This is a genomic window from Pseudomonas lini (genome assembly GCF_964063345.1).
Lineage (GTDB): Bacteria > Pseudomonadota > Gammaproteobacteria > Pseudomonadales > Pseudomonadaceae > Aquipseudomonas > Aquipseudomonas lini_B.
This window is the reverse complement of the sequence record NZ_OZ061318.1, coordinates 5,070,048-5,086,615: the sequence shown is the minus strand read 5'-3', so window position 1 is coordinate 5,086,615 and position 16,568 is coordinate 5,070,048. Positions and strand designations below refer to the sequence as shown.

Genomic DNA, 16,568 nt, shown 5'->3' with positions numbered 1-16,568 from the left:
CATGCCCGACTCTAAAGAGCGCAATTTCCACAGGTTGTGACCGCGTATGACAGGCGAAATGAACATCCTTGCGCTGCCGCAGACCACGCCCGCGACTTCGCGGCCGCTGGTGGTGAGTGGTGAGCTACTCAAGCTGCTGACGCCGATGGAAGGCCTGATCTCCGTCGGGCAAACCGCCAAGGCTGAAGTGCTGTCGCTCAAGCAGACGGATCAGACCTTTCAACTGTTGCTCAAGGTCACCCTCGACAGCGGCCGCCAGACCACGGTTCAGGCCACCAGCACTCAACCGTTGCCCCAAGGCACCAGCCTGGCAATCACCCAGCCATCGGCGGGCAACCTGGCGGTCACGGTGCAACAGGCCATCGCCTCCAGCGTCGCGACCCTCACCCGCATCGACACGGCGCAACTGCCGGTCGGCACCTTGCTGCAAGGCAAAGTACTGACCTCTCAGGTAATGCCGCAGGTGCCGGGCCAGCCGACGGTGTTTCGCTCGATGGTGAGCCTGCTCAACACCGCGCTGAGCGGCAGCACGCTGAGCATCGACAGCCCGACGCCACTGCGCATCGGCACCTTGCTGAGCGCCTTGGTACAGGACACCCAGACCCTGAAATTCGTGCCATTGAGCAGCCGTCAGGAACAGTTGGCGGTGACCCAACAACTGGTCAGCCAGCAAAGTCGCCAGGGCTCTCTGGATGGCTTGATCAAAGTCCTGCAAAACCTGCCGCCGTCGGATCAGACCTCCAGCGACCTGCGCGCCACCGTGGACAAATTGCTCGCCGGCCTTCCAGACGTCCAGCAACTGAGCACGCCCAGAGGCCTGGCCCAGGCGTTGGCCAATAGCGGCCTGTTCCTTGAAGCGAAACTGCTGACCGGCCAAAACCCGACGCTGATGCCTGACATGAAAGGCGACCTGCTCAAGCTGATCGCACAACTGACGCCGAACCTGCCGGCCAACACCAATCTCAACGCGATCATTGCCGCCAACAGCTTGGCCCATGCGCTGCCGAGTTTCGTGCGTAGCGCCCTCGGTATGCTCGGCCAGGTCAGCGCCAAACCATTGCCGACCAGTTTCCCGCTCCCCGAGCGTCTGCTGCAAAGTCAGGACGGTGAAGGCGACCTGGAACATTTGCTGCGCCTGGCAGCGGCGGCCGTCTCGCGCCTGCAAAGCCATCAACTGTCGAGCCTGGAACAGACCGGCGTCACCGACGATGGTCGCCTGCTCAGCACCTGGCAACTGGAAATCCCCATGCGCAACCTGCAGGACATCGTGCCGTTGCAGGTCAAATTCCAGCGCGAAGAAGCGCCCGAGAAAGAACAACCTCACGAGCGCCGCGACGAACGCGAACCCAAGCAACAGTTGTGGCGAGTCGATCTGGCGTTCGATATGGAACCGTTAGGGCCGTTGCAGATTCAGGCCCAACTGATCAAAGGCAGCCTCTCCAGTCAGCTGTGGGCCGAACGGCCGTACACCGCAAGCCTGATCGAAAGCAATCTGGCTGGGCTGCGCGAACGCTTGCTGACGTCAGGCCTGAACGTCGGTGATCTGGATTGCCACCTCGGCACACCGCCACAAGGCCCTCAAACCCGTCTCGAACAACGCTGGGTCGACGAAACCGCATGAACGAATCCATCGCACCGCGCCAGGCTATCGCCCTCAAATACGACGGCAGCCACGCCCCTACCCTCACCGCCAAGGGCGACGAAGAACTGGCTGAAGAAATTCTGAGGATTGCCCGCGATTACGAAGTGCCGATCTACGAAAACGCCGAACTGGTGAAACTGCTGGCGCGGATGGAATTGGGAGAGAGTATTCCGGAGGAGTTGTATCGCACGATTGCCGAGATCATTGCGTTTGCGTGGAATTTGAAGGGCAAGTTTCCGGCGGGGCATGATTCGGAAACGGTGATGGTGGAGAAGGATGTCACCGATCGAGGGGATGACTACTGAGGTTTTGAGGACGCCATCGCGGGCAAGCCCGCTCCCACAAGGATTGGGGTGGACACAAAATGTGTGAGCGCCGCTAATCCTGTGGGAGCGGGCTTGCCCGCGATAGCGATCTGAACCAGATCGCAAAAATCAGTTCTTGTGCAACTTACTCATCAACTCCGCCTCAGCCTGGGTCAACCCGCAAGACTGAGTCAGTTCGTCGACGCTGGCCCCCATCCCCACCAGGCGGGCTGCCTGAGCGAATGAAAGGCTCGACGGATCACGCTGTTCCAGCTGAGCCAGTTTGTCCGGCAACGGGCCGACGACGGCACGCAGTTCGTGCAGGTCTTCACCCATGCGCACGTTGCCGTTCTGGTAGTCGTCGACGCGTTTGGCCAGGTCCTTGATGCGCTGATCGCGCAACGCATCGCCCTGGGCCTGTTGCGCGGCGATCTGCCGTTGAGCGCGGATGTATGCCAGGAACATCGCCAGCGTGCCTGCCCAGAAGAGGAACAGGACAATGACAGCTACCTCAAGAATCAATCAGATACTCTCCAGTTCCGACCATTCTTCTTCGCTCATCATCTTGTCCAGCTCGACCAGGATCAGCAGTTCGTTGTTCTTGTTGCATACGCCCTGAATGAACTTGGCGGACTCTTCGTTACCGACGTTCGGCGCGGTCTCGATTTCCGACTGACGCAGGTAAACCACTTCAGCCACGCTGTCGACCATGATCCCGACCACTTGCTTGTCGGCTTCGATGATGACGATACGGGTGTTGTCGCTGATCTCGGCATTCATCAGGCCGAAGCGCTGACGGGTGTCGATCACGGTGACCACGTTACCGCGCAGGTTGATGATGCCCAGCACGTAGCTCGGAGCACCCGGGACCGGGGCGATTTCGGTGTAGCGCAGGACTTCCTGAACGCGCATCACGTTGATGCCGTAGGTTTCATTGTCCAGCTTGAAGGTTACCCATTGCAGGATCGGATCTTCAGAACCTTTTGCATTCGTCGCTTGATTACTCATACCCCTGACCCCTCGAAAAACCGCTTCTAGCGGTGTGTGTTCTGTTGGCGGCATTCAACAATGCCGTCGCATACTTGTTATGTCGGCAGCTATGTCGGTTTGTGTAGCTGCTTGCTGCCGCCCATGTGCTTTGCCCCACCGCTGGCAATCAGCTCGGCCAGAGCGGAAATGTCGAGCAAGGCACACATGTGCTCAATCACCGTGCCCGCCAGCCATGGCCGTTGACCCCGGTGGCTGCGCCATTTGATTTCGTTCGGGTCCAGGCGCAATGAGCGGCTGACCTGATGCACCGCCAGCCCCCACTCGTAGCCCTGCACCGAAATAACGTATTGCAGGCCTTGGCGGAAATCATCGCGATAACGATCCGGCATGACCCAGCGTGCGGTATCCAGCACTTTCAGGTTGCCGGCCTGGCTCGGCAGGATCCCGAGAAACCATTCCGGCTGACCGAACAACGGTGTCAGCTCGTGGCCGGCCAGGGAATAAATCGAACCCAGGCACACCAGCGGCACCGCCAGGGTCAACCCGGCGACGTCGAACAACAGGCATTCGAAAGGCTCGGCAGCCCATGCCGGACGACCATCGGTTTCCACCGGTGGCGGCGTATTGCTCGGCGGCAGATGAACTTCAACCACCGGCGGCACCAACGCTTGCAGCAGCGGCGCAATCGTCGACACGGGCGCCAGAATTGGTGCCGGCGCTTCGATCACGGCCACGGGTGCTTTCACCACTGGCGCAACGATGGGTGCAGCGGCCACCGCCGGTTTCTGTGCATCACGGGCCTGTTCTTCAAGCACGGCCGCCTGGAACTCGTCCAGCGCGGCTTCAACCTCGACAACCTCGGGCAGCGCCTCGACTTCTGGCGGCAACTCTTCGGTCGCGTCCTGCAGCAAGGCGTCCAGATAGGACTGGAGAGCCAGCTGCGGGCGCGATGTGATCTTCACCGGCCGATTCACGGGCACACCCCTGTAAGAGCGAGGCTTGCCCGCGAAGCAGACGCCGCTGTGCTCACAGTTAAATCGCGTAATCGTTCTTCGCGGGCAAGCCTCGCTCCTACACGAATGAGGTTCATGTCAGGCCACCTGCGGAACAAGTTGTGCTGCCAGCAGATGCTTGAGCAGTGCACGGTAAGCGAGAACACCACGGCTTTTGCCGTCGAATTGCGAAGGCGTCAGCCCTGCCCGGCTCGCGTCACGCAAGCGGGTGTCGATCGGGATGTAGCCTTGCCAGATTTCTTCCGGGTACTTGTCGCGCAGCACGCGAAGTGTGCCAAGGGAAGCCTGGGTGCGACGGTCGAACAGGGTCGGCACAATGCTGAACGGCAGCGCCTGTTTGCGCGAGCGGTTGATCATCGCCAGGGTGTTGACCATGCGTTCCAGGCCTTTGACCGCCAGATGCTCGGTCTGCACCGGGATCACCAACTGCTGGCTCGCCGCCAAGGCATTGACCATCAGCACACCGAGCAACGGCGGACTGTCGATCACCGCATAATCGAAGTCCTGCCACAACTGCGCCAGGCTCTTGGCGATCACCAGGCCCAAACCACTCTGGCCCGGCGACTGGCGCTCAAGGGTTGCCAGCGCGGTGCTCGATGGCAACAGGGAAATGCGTTCGTCACTGGTGGGCATCAGCAACTGACCGGGCAAGCCTTGCGGCACGCTGCCCTTGTGCAGAAACAGGTCGTAGCTGCTGTGTTCCAGGCTGTCGGGGTCGTAACCGAAATAGCTGGTCATGGAGCCGTGGGGGTCGAGATCGACCACAACCACGCGCTTGCCCGCCTCAGCCAGCAAACCGGCTAAAGCGATGGAGGAAGTGGTTTTACCGACACCACCCTTTTGATTGGCGACTGCCCAGACTCTCATTCGGATTGTTCCTCCCGGTCGAAAAGGTCGACCGAGAAATAGCTCAACGTATTAATGCGGGTGACGGAGAATTGACGGCGCTCTCTCGTCCCGGCGACTTGACCGGGGTCGGTGCAGTTTGTGTGCCAGCCCGCTTCAACGCGGCATCCGGTTTCGCATTGGCGGTTCCGGTGCCGGTGAGACTGCGGCGTACATCGAGATTTCGCGACACCACCAACACCACTCGACGGTTACGCGCCCGGCCTTCGGCGGTGGCGTTATTGGCCACTGGCTGGAACTCGCCGTAACCCACCGACGCCAGACGACCGGGATTCACACCCTGCATCGCCAGCATGCGCACGATGCTCGCCGAACGGGCCGAGGACAGCTCCCAGTTGGTCGGGTATTGCGCGGTGCGAATCGGCTGATCATCGGTAAAGCCCTCGACATGGATCGGGTTGTCGAACGGCCTGAGGATCGCGGAAATCTTGTCGACGATGTTGAACGCAATGTCGCTGGGCATGGCGTCGCCGCTGCCGAACAACAGGCTGGAATTGAGTTCGATCTCGACCCACAACTCATTGCCGCGCACAGTCATCTGGTTGGAGCTGATCAGGTCGCCGAACGCTGCGCTGATGTCATCGGCGATGCTTTTGAGCGGATCTTTGGCGGCTTGGGCGATGCCGGCGTCGATCTGTTCGCTGTCCTTGACCAGCGGCTTGGCCGGAGTCACGGTCTTCGGTCGCTCTTCGCCGATAGGAATCGGCTTGAGGGCGCGATCGGAATCGGTAAACACCCCGATCAACGCCTCGGAAATGATCTTGTACTTGCCTTCGTTGATCGAAGAGATCGAGTACATCACCACGAAGAAAGCGAACAGCAACGTAATGAAGTCGGCGTAGGAAACCAGCCAGCGTTCGTGATTGACGTGTTCTTCAGGTTGCCGACGACGAGCCATGAGGTTATTCCCTTAATCCATGAAGCCCTGAAGCTTCAACTCAATGGAGCGAGGATTTTCACCTTCGGCGATCGACAGAATCCCTTCCAGCAACATCTCGCGATAACGCGACTGCCGCAACGCGATGGACTTGAGCTTGGCGGCAATCGGCAGCAACATCAGGTTGGCACTGGCCACGCCATAAATGGTGGCGACAAAAGCGACGGCAATGCCGCTGCCCAGTTGCGACGGATCGCCCAGGTTACCCATGACATGGATCAGGCCCATCACCGCACCGATGATGCCGATGGTCGGTGCGTAGCCGCCCATGCTTTCAAAGACTTTGGCGGCTTCGATGTCACGGCTTTCCTGGGTGTAGAAATCCACTTCCAGAATGCTGCGAATCGCTTCCGGCTCGGCGCCGTCCACCAACAATTGCAGGCCTTTGCGCGAGTAGCTGTCGGGTTCGGCGTCGGCCACCCCTTCCAGACCGAGCAAACCTTCCTTGCGGGCGGTCAGGCTCCAGTTCACGACGCGATCGATGCCGCCAGCCAGGTCCACGCGAGGTGGAAACAGGATCCAGGCGAGAATCTGCATGGCGCGCTTGAAGGCGCTCATCGGCGATTGCAGCAGCGCCGCACCGACGGTCCCGCCGAGTACGATCAACGCCGCCGGGCCGTTGGCCAGCGCGCCGAGGTGACCGCCTTCAAGGTAGTTGCCGCCAATGATGGCGACGAACGCCATGATGATCCCGATAAGGCTGAGTACATCCATCAGAGACACGCCTCGACCAGGTGTCGGCCGATATCGTCCAGGCTGTATATCGCGTCCGCGAGTTCGGCTTTGACGATCGCCATCGGCATGCCGTAGATCACGCAGCTGGCTTCATCCTGAGCCCAGATCGCACTGCCGCCCTGCTTGAGCAGACGCGCGCCTTCACGACCGTCGGCGCCCATGCCGGTCAGTACCACCGCCAGAACTTTGTCGCCGTAGGATTTGGCCGCCGAACCGAAGGTGATGTCCACGCACGGCTTGTAGTTCAGACGCTCGTCGCCCGGCAGGATTTTCACCGCGCCGCGGCCGTCGATCATCATCTGCTTGCCACCCGGTGCCAGTAGCGCCAGGCCCGGACGCAGGATGTCGCCATCCTCGGCTTCCTTGACGCTGATGCGGCACAGTTTGTCCAGACGCTCGGCAAAGGCCTTGGTGAAGGCTGCCGGCATGTGCTGGATCAACACGATCGGTGCCGGGAAGTTGGCCGGCAACTGTGTCAGCACCCGCTGCAGGGCAACCGGACCGCCGGTGGAGGTACCGATGGCGACCAGTTTGTAGGCTTTGCGTTTGGGCGCTGGAGACGACGGCGACGCTGCATGGCTGCGAGCCGGAATCGGTGCCGGGGCCGGACGCGCAGGCGCGCCGCTGCCATAGCTGCTGACGCTCGAAGGCGCAGGCGTCGGGGCTGGTGCGGCCACCGGAGCCGGAGCCGGAGCGCTGTAGGCGCTGACACGACGGTTACTGCGCGAGATGCTGAGAATCTTCTCGCACAGCAGTTGCTTGACCTTCTCCGGGTTACGGGAAATGTCTTCGAAATTCTTCGGCAGGAAGTCCACCGCGCCGGCGTCCAGCGCATCGAGGGTAACCCGCGCGCCTTCGTGAGTCAGCGAGGAGAACATCAACACCGGGGTCGGGCAGCGCTGCATGATGTGCCGCACTGCCGTGATGCCATCCATCATCGGCATCTCGTAGTCCATGGTGATCACGTCTGGCTTGAGGGCCAGCGCCTGATCGATCGCCTCTTTGCCATTGGTCGCCGTACCGACGACCTGGATATTCGAATCCGCTGAAAGAATTTCCGAGACGCGGCGGCGGAAAAACCCCGAATCGTCCACCACCAGGACTTTGACTGCCATAAACACTCCATTAGACGGGGCGAGGCTCAGTCGCCCCGCTCCCCCAGAATCAAATACGCCGTGCGGCGTAACGCTTGAGCATGCTCGGCACATCGAGAATCAGTGCAATGCGGCCGTCACCAGTGATGGTGGCGCCGGACATGCCCGGGGTTCCCTGGAGCATTTTGCCCAATGGCTTGATGACCACTTCTTCCTGGCCCACCAACTGGTCGACGACGAAGCCGATCCGCTGAGTGCCCACTGAAAGGATCACCACATGGCCTTCGCGCTGCTCTTCGTGAGCGGCGGAGCTGACCAGCCAGCGCTTGAGGTAGAACAGAGGCAGCGCCTTGTCCCGCACGATCACCACTTCCTGACCGTCCACCACGTTGGTGCGCGACAGGTCGAGGTGGAAGATCTCGTTGACGTTCACCAGCGGGAACGCGAACGCCTGGTTGCCGAGCATGACCATCAGCGTCGGCATGATCGCCAGGGTCAACGGGACCTTGATGACGATCTTCGAGCCCTTGCCCTTGGTCGAGTAGATATTGATGGTGCCGTTGAGCTGGGCGATCTTGGTTTTCACCACGTCCATGCCCACGCCGCGCCCGGACACGTCGGAAATCTCGGTCTTGGTCGAGAACCCCGGAGCGAAGATCAGGTTGAAGCAATCAGTCTCGCTGAGACGGTCCGCCGCATCCTTGTCCATCAGGCCTTTCTTCACGGCGATGCCGCGTAGAACATCAGCGTCCATGCCTTTGCCATCATCGGAGATGGACAGCAGGATGTGGTCGCCTTCCTGTTCAGCGGACAGGATCACCTTGCCGCTGCGAGGTTTGCCCATCGCTTCGCGCTCAGTCGGCTCTTCAATACCGTGGTCGACCGAGTTGCGCACCAAGTGGACCAGCGGGTCGGCCAGGGCCTCGACGAGGTTCTTGTCGAGGTCGGTTTCTTCGCCGACCAGCTCCAGGTTGATCTCTTTCTTGAGCTGGCGAGCCAGGTCGCGAACCAGACGCGGGAAGCGCCCGAAAACTTTCTTGATCGGCTGCATCCGGGTCTTCATGACCGCGGTTTGCAGGTCGGCCGTGACCACGTCGAGGTTCGACACGGCCTTGGACATGGCTTCGTCGCCGCTGTTGAGGCCCAGACGGACCAAGCGGTTACGCACCAGAACCAACTCGCCGACCATGTTCATGATTTCGTCGAGACGCGCGGTATCGACCCGCACGGTGGTCTCGGCTTCGCTGGCCGGTTTTTCCGGTGGCGGCGCAGCCGGGGCACGAGCAGGAGCCGGTGCAGCAGCGGCAGCAGGCTTGGGCGCCTGGGCTTTTGGCTCAGGCGCTTTGGCGACAGGTGCCGGCGCCGCTGCCTTGACGACTGGGGTTGCTACCGCCGAAGCAGCAGAACCGGTGCCCACTTCAGTGAACTTGCCTTTACCGTGCAATTCGTCGAGCAGCGATTCGAACTCATGATCGGAGATCAGATCACCGCCGGCCGCTTTAGCGGTTGGCGCAGCCGGGGCCGGGGCCGAAGCAATCGCCGATTCCAGCGCATCGACCGCAAAGTTGCCTTTGCCGTGCAACTGATCGAGCAGTGTTTCGAACTCGTCATCGGTGATGTCGGAGCTGTCGCCTGCCGCTTTCGGGGCAGCCGGTGCGGCGGGCGCCGCGACCACTGCATCGGCGGCGAACTGGCCTTTGCCGTGCAATTGATCGAGCAACGACTCGAACTCGGCATCGGTGATTTCGTCGCTGGTCGCCGTATCGGCGGCAGGCGGAGCAACCACAGGCGCCTCGGCCTGAGCCTTGACGGCATTCAGCGAGTCCAGCAGTTGTTCGAATTCGTTATCGGTAATGTCACCGGATTCACTTTCAGCGGCCGGCTCTTGCACCACTTCAGCGACAGGTGCTGCTTCATCGCCGGTTTGCGGCTCGGCCAGGCGGGCCAGAGCAGCCAGCAATTCAGGCGTGGCAGCTGTGATCGGGCTGCGTTCGCGGACCTCGCTGAACATTCCGTTCACCGCGTCCAGTGCCTCGAGAACCACGTCCATCAGTTCCGAGTCGACGCGTCGTTCACCCTTGCGCAGGATGTCGAACACGTTCTCGGCGATGTGACAGCACTCCACCAGCTCATTGAGCTGGAGGAAGCCGGCGCCCCCTTTTACAGTGTGAAAACCGCGAAAAATTGCATTGAGCAAATCCGCATCATCCGGTCGGCTTTCAAGCTCGACCAGCTGTTCGGACAGTTGCTCTAGAATCTCGCCGGCCTCAACCAGGAAATCCTGAAGGATCTCTTCATCGGCGCCGAAGCTCATTAAGGGGGTGCTCCTGAGGTCTAAAAACCTAAAAAACCTAAAATGCTAAAACTCTAAAATCCTAGGCTGGATAACAAATCGTCCACATCGTCCTGACCGGACACAACGTCTTCTCTTTTATCGGCATGAATCTGCGGACCTTCACCCTGAGAGAGATGTTTTTGTGGATCTTTTTCAGCGAGCATCGCTTCATGGTCATGTTCGATACCCGCAAAGCGGTCGACCTGACTGGCCATGAGCACGAGCTTGAGCAGATTGCTTTCAACGTCGGTGACCAACTGGGTCACGCGCTTGATCACCTGACCGGTGAGGTCCTGGTAATCCTGGGCCAGCAGAATGTCGTTGAGGTTGCTCGACACGACGCGGTTGTCTTCGCTGCTGCGTGTCAGGAAACCGTCAACCCGCCTGGCCAGTTCTCGGAACTCTTCAGCCCCGACTTCGCGACGCATGAACCGTCCCCAATCCGTGCTCAGCGCCTGAGCTTCATCGCTCAGGCCATTGATCAGCGGCGTGGCGTTTTCCACCAGGTCCATGGTGCGGTTGGCCGCGGCCTCGGTCAGCTTGACCACATAACCCAGGCGCTCAGTGGCATCGGTGATCTGAGACACTTCCTCGGCTTGCGGCATGTGCGGGTCAATCTGAAAATTGACGATCGCGCTATGCAGCTCGCGGGTGAGCTTGCCCACTTCCTGGTACAGGCCGCGGTCACGGGTCTGGTTGAGCTCATGGATCAGTTGCACAGCGTCGCCGAACCTGCCTTTTTCAAGGCTTTCGACCAGTTCGACCGCGTGTTTTTTCAGGGTCGATTCGAAATCGCCCTGTGAAGATTCGTTTTGCTCCATAGCTCCCCCGTGACGGACTGGCTTTGCACATCAACCGATGCGTTCGAAGATCTTTTCAATCTTGTCTTTCAACGCTTGAGCCGTGAATGGCTTGACCACATAGCCGTTCACACCCGCCTGAGCGGCTTCGATGATTTGCTCGCGCTTGGCTTCAGCGGTCACCATCAGCACCGGCAGGTGCTTGAGCTTTTCATCGGCGCGCACGTGACGCAGCAGATCGATGCCGGTCATGCCAGGCATGTTCCAGTCCGTTACCAGAAAGTCGATGCCCCCGCTGTTGAGAACCGGAATGGCAGTGATGCCATCGTCAGCCTCGACCGTGTTGGTGAACCCAAGGTCACGCAACAGGTTTTTTATGATCCGCCGCATCGTTGAGAAGTCATCAACGATGAGGATTTTCATGTTCTTGTTCAATTCGACCTCCAAGCAGTCTTAAACGCGTCCAGCACCTGGACGCGCCATTTCAATCAATCCGGCAAAGCACTCAATGACTGTCTGGAGCACAACAGATCGAAACCGGCGCGGTTCAACACCACACCTGCTCCATTCGCAGTGTCCCCACACTGCCTTCAGCGCGCTCGCCACTCCCCCAAACGCCCCCGCAAACGGGCCGCGCACTGGCTGTGTAACTGGCTGACCCGCGATTCGCTGACCCCCAGGACCTCACCGATTTCCTTGAGATTCAACTCTTCGTCGTAGTACAGCGCCAACACCAGTCGCTCACGCTCCGGCAAATTGGCAATCGCGTCCGCCAGCGCCGCCTGGAAGCGTTCATCTTCCAGATCGCGTGACGGCTCGAGATGAGCACTGGCGCCATCCTCATGCAGCCCTTCGTGTTCGCCGTCCTGCAACAGATCGTCGAAACTGAATAACCGGCTACCCAGGGTGTCGTTCAAAATCCCGTAATAATCGTCGAGACTCAATTGGAGTTCGGCCGCAACTTCGTGATCTTTAGCGTCACGGCCGGTTTTAGCTTCAATCGAGCGAATCGCGTCGCTGACCATGCGGGTATTGCGGTGAACCGAACGTGGCGCCCAGTCCCCCTTGCGCACTTCATCGAGCATCGCGCCGCGGATTCGAATGCCCGCGTACGTCTCGAAACTCGCGCCTTTGCTGGCGTCGTATTTGGTTGATACTTCAAGCAGGCCGATCATGCCGGCCTGGATCAGGTCTTCGACCTGGACACTGGCCGGCAAACGCGCCAGCAAATGGTAGGCAATGCGTTTTACCAAGGGCGCGTAACGCTCGATTAGTTCGTACTGCGCGTCACGTGCCGAGTTCTTGTAGAGGTTGTAACCACTGGCTGTCATAGGACGGGTCCTGCCGTTTGTTGCACGAGGCGCTCGACGAAAAATTCCAGATGCCCACGCGGGTTGGCCGGCAGCGGCCAGGTATCGACCTTCTGCGCAATGGCCTTGAATGCCAGAGCGCACTTGGAACGGGGAAAGGCTTCGTAGACGGCACGCTGCTTCTGCACGGCCTTGCGCACGCTTTCGTCGTAAGGCACCGCGCCAACGTATTGCAAGGCGACGTCGAGGAAGCGATCGGTGACCTTGGTCAACTTGGCGAACAGGTTGCGGCCCTCCTGCGGGCTCTGCGCCATGTTGGCCAGGACGCGGAAACGATTCATGCCGTAGTCGCGGTTCAGCAGTTTGATCAGCGCGTAGGCGTCAGTGATCGAGGTCGGCTCGTCGCACACCACCAGCAAGACTTCCTGGGCTGCGCGAACGAAACTGACTACCGAGTCACCAATGCCCGCAGCGGTGTCGATCACCAATACGTCGAGGTTGTCGCCGATGTCGCTGAAGGCCTGGATCAGGCCGGCATGCTGGGCCGGGCTCAGATGAACCATGCTCTGGGTGCCGGACGCGGCCGGGACGATGCGGATACCGCCGGGCCCTTGCAGCAGCACGTCGCGCAGCTCACACCGGCCTTCGATCACATCGGCCAAAGTACGTTTGGGTGTCAGCCCCAACAGGACGTCGACGTTCGCCAGCCCCAGATCGGCATCCAGCAGCATGACGCGCCGGCCGAGCTCAGCTAGAGCCAGGGACAAGTTCACTGACACGTTAGTCTTCCCGACGCCACTTTTGCCGCCGGTCACCGCGATCACCTGTACGGGATGCATGCTGCCCATGTTATTTCTTTACCTTGTCTTACTTAGACGGAGGCCACATTACTGGCTGCGCGTTCACCAACTGAACAATGCATTGGCAGACCATCGATGTAGGTACAAAAACTGTTCATTAATACCTCAGCCAACCCGCTTGGTCGGACTGTGGTAGAGGTCAGCGAACATATCAGCCATGGCTTCTTCGCTGGGTTCTTCCTGCATTTGCACGCTAACGGCGCGGCTGACCAACTGATGACGACGCGGCAGATGCAAATCATCCGGGATCCGCGGGCCATCGGTCAGGTAAGCCACCGGCAATTCATGACTGATGGCCAGGCTCAACACCTCACCCAGGCTTGCCGTTTCATCCAGTTTAGTCAGGATGCAGCCAGCTAGCCCGCAACGCTTGTAACTATGATAAGCGGCGGTTAGAACCTGTTTTTGGCTAGTGGTTGCCAAGACCAGATAATTTTTTGATTTGATCCCTCGTCCGGCCAGGCTTTCGAGCTGCATGCGCAGTGCCGGATCGCTGGCCTGCAGGCCGGCGGTATCGATCAGAACCACGCGTTTGCGCAGCAAAGGTTCCAGCGCCTGCACCAGCGATTGGCCCGGGTCGACGTGGGTGACTGACACATTGAGGATGCGGCCCAGGGTCTTGAGCTGTTCCTGAGCGCCGATGCGGTAGCTGTCCATGCTCACCAGCGCGATGTTCTGCGCGCCGTACTTGAGCACGTAACGGGCGGCGAGTTTGGCCAGCGTGGTGGTCTTGCCCATACCGGCCGGGCCGACCATCGCAATCACGCCGCCCTCTTCCAGTGGCTCAACTTGCGGGGTGGCAATCATCCGCGCCAGGTGCGCGAGCAACATGCGCCAGGCCTGACGGGGTTCTTCAATGTCGGTAATCAGTGCCAGCAGATCGCGCGACAACGGGCCGGACAGACCGATGCGTTGCAGGCGACGCCAGAGGTTGGCCTGGGCCGGACGGCTGCCTTGCAGCTGATTCCAGGCCAGCGAGCCGAGTTGCACTTCCATCAGTTCACGCAGGCTGTTGAGCTCGAAACGCATCGAGTCGAACGCACGCGGATCGACGCCGGTCGCTGCGGCAGGCGCGGGTGCCGGACGCCGAGGCTCGGCCAGCGTTGGCTCGATCAGTGGCTCGGCGGCGGTCAACGGCAGGCCGGCGAACAACTGGCGATTGGTGGCTTTGTCGCTCTCGCCATCGCCACGCAGGCTCAGTTCGGCCTGGGCGGTGACGATCCGCGACTGGGTCTTGCGCAACTCGTCCTCGAGTTCCATGTTCGGAACACGCGGGGCCAGCGCCGACAATTTGTAATCCAGGGCAGCCGTCAGCTCGACACCGCCGGCGATCCGGCGATTGCCAATGATGGCGGCATCGGCGCCCAGCTCATCACGAACCAGTTTCATGGCCTGACGCATATCGGCGGCGAAAAAACGCTTAACTTGCATAAACCACTACCTCAGCCGTTGGGCCCTACTGTCGCAACGATGGTCACTTGCTTGTTGTCAGGGATTTCCTGGTAAGCCAACACATGCAAACCCGGGACTGCCAGTCGGCCGAATCGCGAGAGCATCGCGCGAACCGGACCGGCCACCAGCAGAATCACCGGTTGACCTTGCATTTCCTGACGCTGCGCCGCTTCGATCAACGAGCGTTGCAGTTTCTCTGCCATGCTTGGCTCCAGCAGAACACCCTCTTCCGAGCCTTGTCCTGCCTTCTGAAGACTATTGAGCAATATTTGTTCCAACCTTGGTTCCAAGGTGATCACAGGCAGCTGCGACTCAGTGCCTACAATGCTTTGCACGATTGCGCGGGATACGCCGACGCGCACCGCGGCCACCAAAGCGGCAGTATCTTGACTCTTGGCGGCGTTGTTGGCGATGGCTTCGGCGATGCTGCGAATGTCTCGTACCGGTACTTGTTCGGCCAGCAATGCCTGCAAGACTTTGAGCAGTTGCGACAGCGAAACCACCCCCGGCACCAACTCTTCTGCCAGTTTCGGTGAGCTTTTGGCCAACAATTGCATGAGTTGCTGGACTTCTTCGTGGCCGATCAGCTCGCTGGAGTGCTTGTACAGAATCTGGTTCAAATGCGTTGCCACTACCGTACTGGCATCGACCACGGTATAACCAAGGGATTGCGCCTGGGCACGCTGGCTGATTTCGATCCAGACCGCCTCCAGACCAAAAGCCGGATCTTTGGCGGTGATGCCGTTGAGCGTGCCGTAGACCTGCCCCGGGTTGATCGCCAACTCGCGGTCCGGATAAATCTCGGCCTCGGCCAGGATCACGCCCATCAGGGTCAGGCGATAGGCGCTTGGCGCCAGGTCGAGGTTGTCACGGATATGCACAGTCGGCATCAGGAAGCCCAGGTCCTGGGAGAGCTTTTTACGCACACCCTTGATCCGTGCCAGCAACTGACCACCCTGGTTGCGATCCACCAGCGGGATCAGGCGGTAGCCGACTTCCAGGCCGATCATGTCGATCGGGGTCACGTCATCCCAGCCAAGCTCTTTGGTTTCCTGAGCGCGGGCCGGCGATGGCAGCAGTTCCTGCTGACGCTTGACCTCCTGCAGGGCCTGAACCTTGACCGCGTTCTGCTTCTTCCAGAACAGGTAAGCGCCGCCGGCCGCCAGGGCTGCCATGCTCAGAAAGGAGAAGTGCGGCATGCCGGGCACCAGGCCCATCACCGCCATCAAGCCAGCGGCCACTGCCAGGGCTTTCGGCGAAGCGAACATCTGACGATTGATCTGCTTGCCCATGTCTTCCGAGCCGGAAGCACGGGTCACCATGATCGCAGCGGCAGTCGACAACAGCAGTGATGGCAACTGCGCCACCAAACCGTCACCGATGGTCAACAGCGCATAAACCTTGCCGGCATCAGCAAAGCTCATGCCGTGCTGGAAGATACCGACCGCCATACCGCCGATCAGGTTGATGAACAGAATCAGCAGACCGGCGATGGCGTCACCACGCACGAACTTGCTGGCACCGTCCATCGAACCGTAGAACTCGGCTTCCTGGGCCACTTCCATCCGGCGCAATTTCGCCTGGTTCTGATCGATCAGGCCGGCGTTCAAGTCGGCGTCGATCGCCATCTGTTTGCCGGGCATCGCATCGAGGGTGAAACGCGCGCTCACCTCGGAAATCCGCCCGGCGCCCTTGGTCACCACGACGAAGTTGATGATCATCAAGATCGCAAAGACCACGATACCGACCACGTAGTTACCGCCGATCACCACCTCACCGAAGGCCTGGATCACCTTACCGGCGGCGGCATGACCGTCCTGACCGTGAAGCATCACCACCCGCGTCGAGGCCACGTTCAGCGCCAGTCGCAGCAACGTTGCCACCAGCAGAATGGTCGGGAACACCGCAAAATCCAGCGGCCGCAAGGCGTACACGCAGACCAGCAACACGACGATGGACAAGGCAATGTTGAAGGTGAAAAACACGTCCAGCAGGAACGGCGGCACCGGCAACATCATCATGGCCAGCATGACCAGCAGCAACAGCGGCACACCCAGATTGCCCCGACTGAGGTCGGCAACGTTTGTGCGTGCAGTGTTGATTAACTGAGAGCGATCCACCGGTTTTCCCCGTTTCTTTAAAGCAAACTTTTGACGCCTGAAGCAGGCGCAGGGCGGCTATTGCAAGAA

At 60.1% G+C, this 16,568-nt stretch carries 16 protein-coding genes; 2 read left to right on the top strand and 14 right to left on the bottom strand.

The window, feature by feature from the left end; all coding sequences use genetic code 11:
* Positions 1–46 precede the first annotated feature (46 nt).
* Positions 47–1,621 carry a flagellar hook-length control protein FliK gene (locus AB3226_RS23020; protein ID WP_367374749.1) on the top strand — a complete coding sequence of 525 codons (1,575 nt, stop codon included), beginning with the start codon at positions 47–49 and terminating at the stop codon, positions 1,619–1,621.
* Entirely contained in the window at positions 1,618–1,947 is a 330-nt protein-coding gene (locus AB3226_RS23015; protein ID WP_367374748.1) for an EscU/YscU/HrcU family type III secretion system export apparatus switch protein, read from the top strand. The genes AB3226_RS23020 and AB3226_RS23015 overlap by 4 nt, the downstream gene beginning before the upstream one ends.
* 129 nt (positions 1,948–2,076) lie before the next feature.
* Here AB3226_RS23015 and AB3226_RS23010 read toward each other — a convergent pair whose 3' ends face one another.
* The 14 genes from AB3226_RS23010 to flhA all read right to left on the bottom strand — a co-directional run bounded on the left by AB3226_RS23010 (position 2,077) and on the right by flhA (position 16,499).
* The gene (locus AB3226_RS23010) at positions 2,077–2,469 is read right to left on the bottom strand and encodes a DUF2802 domain-containing protein (protein ID WP_367374747.1); all 393 of its coding nucleotides are present in this window, start codon (positions 2,467–2,469) and stop codon (positions 2,077–2,079) included.
* A complete protein-coding gene (locus tag AB3226_RS23005) occupies positions 2,470–2,955 on the bottom strand; it encodes a chemotaxis protein CheW (protein ID WP_007894224.1) in 486 nt (161 codons plus the stop codon). It lies immediately after the preceding gene.
* An 89-nt stretch (positions 2,956–3,044) separates the two neighbouring features.
* Complete coding sequence (locus tag AB3226_RS23000) at positions 3,045–3,911, bottom strand: CheW domain-containing protein (protein ID WP_367374746.1); 867 nt, start codon at positions 3,909–3,911, stop codon at positions 3,045–3,047.
* A 117-nt stretch (positions 3,912–4,028) separates the two neighbouring features.
* A complete protein-coding gene (locus tag AB3226_RS22995) occupies positions 4,029–4,817 on the bottom strand; it encodes a ParA family protein (protein ID WP_030130563.1) in 789 nt (262 codons plus the stop codon).
* A 43-nt stretch (positions 4,818–4,860) separates the two neighbouring features.
* Positions 4,861–5,754 carry a flagellar motor protein MotD gene (motD, locus tag AB3226_RS22990; RefSeq protein ID WP_367374745.1) on the bottom strand — a complete coding sequence of 298 codons (894 nt, stop codon included), beginning with the start codon at positions 5,752–5,754 and terminating at the stop codon, positions 4,861–4,863.
* A gap of 12 nt (positions 5,755–5,766) precedes the next feature.
* On the bottom strand, positions 5,767–6,507 hold the full coding sequence (locus AB3226_RS22985; protein ID WP_367374744.1) for a flagellar motor protein: 741 nt from the start codon (positions 6,505–6,507) through the stop codon (positions 5,767–5,769).
* Positions 6,507–7,643, bottom strand: a complete 1,137-nt coding sequence (locus AB3226_RS22980) for a chemotaxis response regulator protein-glutamate methylesterase (RefSeq protein ID WP_367374743.1) — start codon at positions 7,641–7,643, stop codon at positions 6,507–6,509. The genes AB3226_RS22985 and AB3226_RS22980 overlap by 1 nt, the downstream gene beginning before the upstream one ends.
* Positions 7,644–7,692: 49 nt before the next feature.
* Positions 7,693–9,936 (bottom strand): chemotaxis protein CheA, encoded by a 2,244-nt coding sequence (locus tag AB3226_RS22975; protein WP_367374742.1) that lies wholly within the window; start codon positions 9,934–9,936, stop codon positions 7,693–7,695.
* A 53-nt stretch (positions 9,937–9,989) separates the two neighbouring features.
* The gene (locus tag AB3226_RS22970; protein WP_367374741.1) at positions 9,990–10,778 is read right to left on the bottom strand and encodes a protein phosphatase CheZ; all 789 of its coding nucleotides are present in this window, start codon (positions 10,776–10,778) and stop codon (positions 9,990–9,992) included.
* 30 nt (positions 10,779–10,808) lie between these two features.
* Complete coding sequence (locus tag AB3226_RS22965) at positions 10,809–11,180, bottom strand: chemotaxis response regulator CheY (RefSeq protein ID WP_367374740.1); 372 nt, start codon at positions 11,178–11,180, stop codon at positions 10,809–10,811.
* A 167-nt stretch (positions 11,181–11,347) separates the two neighbouring features.
* Positions 11,348–12,088, bottom strand: a complete 741-nt coding sequence (fliA, locus tag AB3226_RS22960) for an RNA polymerase sigma factor FliA (RefSeq protein ID WP_095080132.1) — start codon at positions 12,086–12,088, stop codon at positions 11,348–11,350.
* Positions 12,085–12,915, bottom strand: a complete 831-nt coding sequence (fleN, locus tag AB3226_RS22955; RefSeq protein ID WP_367374739.1) for a flagellar synthesis regulator FleN — start codon at positions 12,913–12,915, stop codon at positions 12,085–12,087. The genes fliA and fleN overlap by 4 nt, the downstream gene beginning before the upstream one ends.
* A gap of 117 nt (positions 12,916–13,032) precedes the next feature.
* Positions 13,033–14,358 carry a flagellar biosynthesis protein FlhF gene (gene flhF / locus AB3226_RS22950; RefSeq protein ID WP_367374738.1) on the bottom strand — a complete coding sequence of 442 codons (1,326 nt, stop codon included), beginning with the start codon at positions 14,356–14,358 and terminating at the stop codon, positions 13,033–13,035.
* An 11-nt stretch (positions 14,359–14,369) separates the two neighbouring features.
* Positions 14,370–16,499, bottom strand: coding sequence for a flagellar biosynthesis protein FlhA (gene flhA / locus AB3226_RS22945; protein ID WP_367374737.1), 2,130 nt, complete (start codon positions 16,497–16,499; stop codon positions 14,370–14,372).
* Between the last annotated feature and the right edge of the window lie 69 nt (positions 16,500–16,568).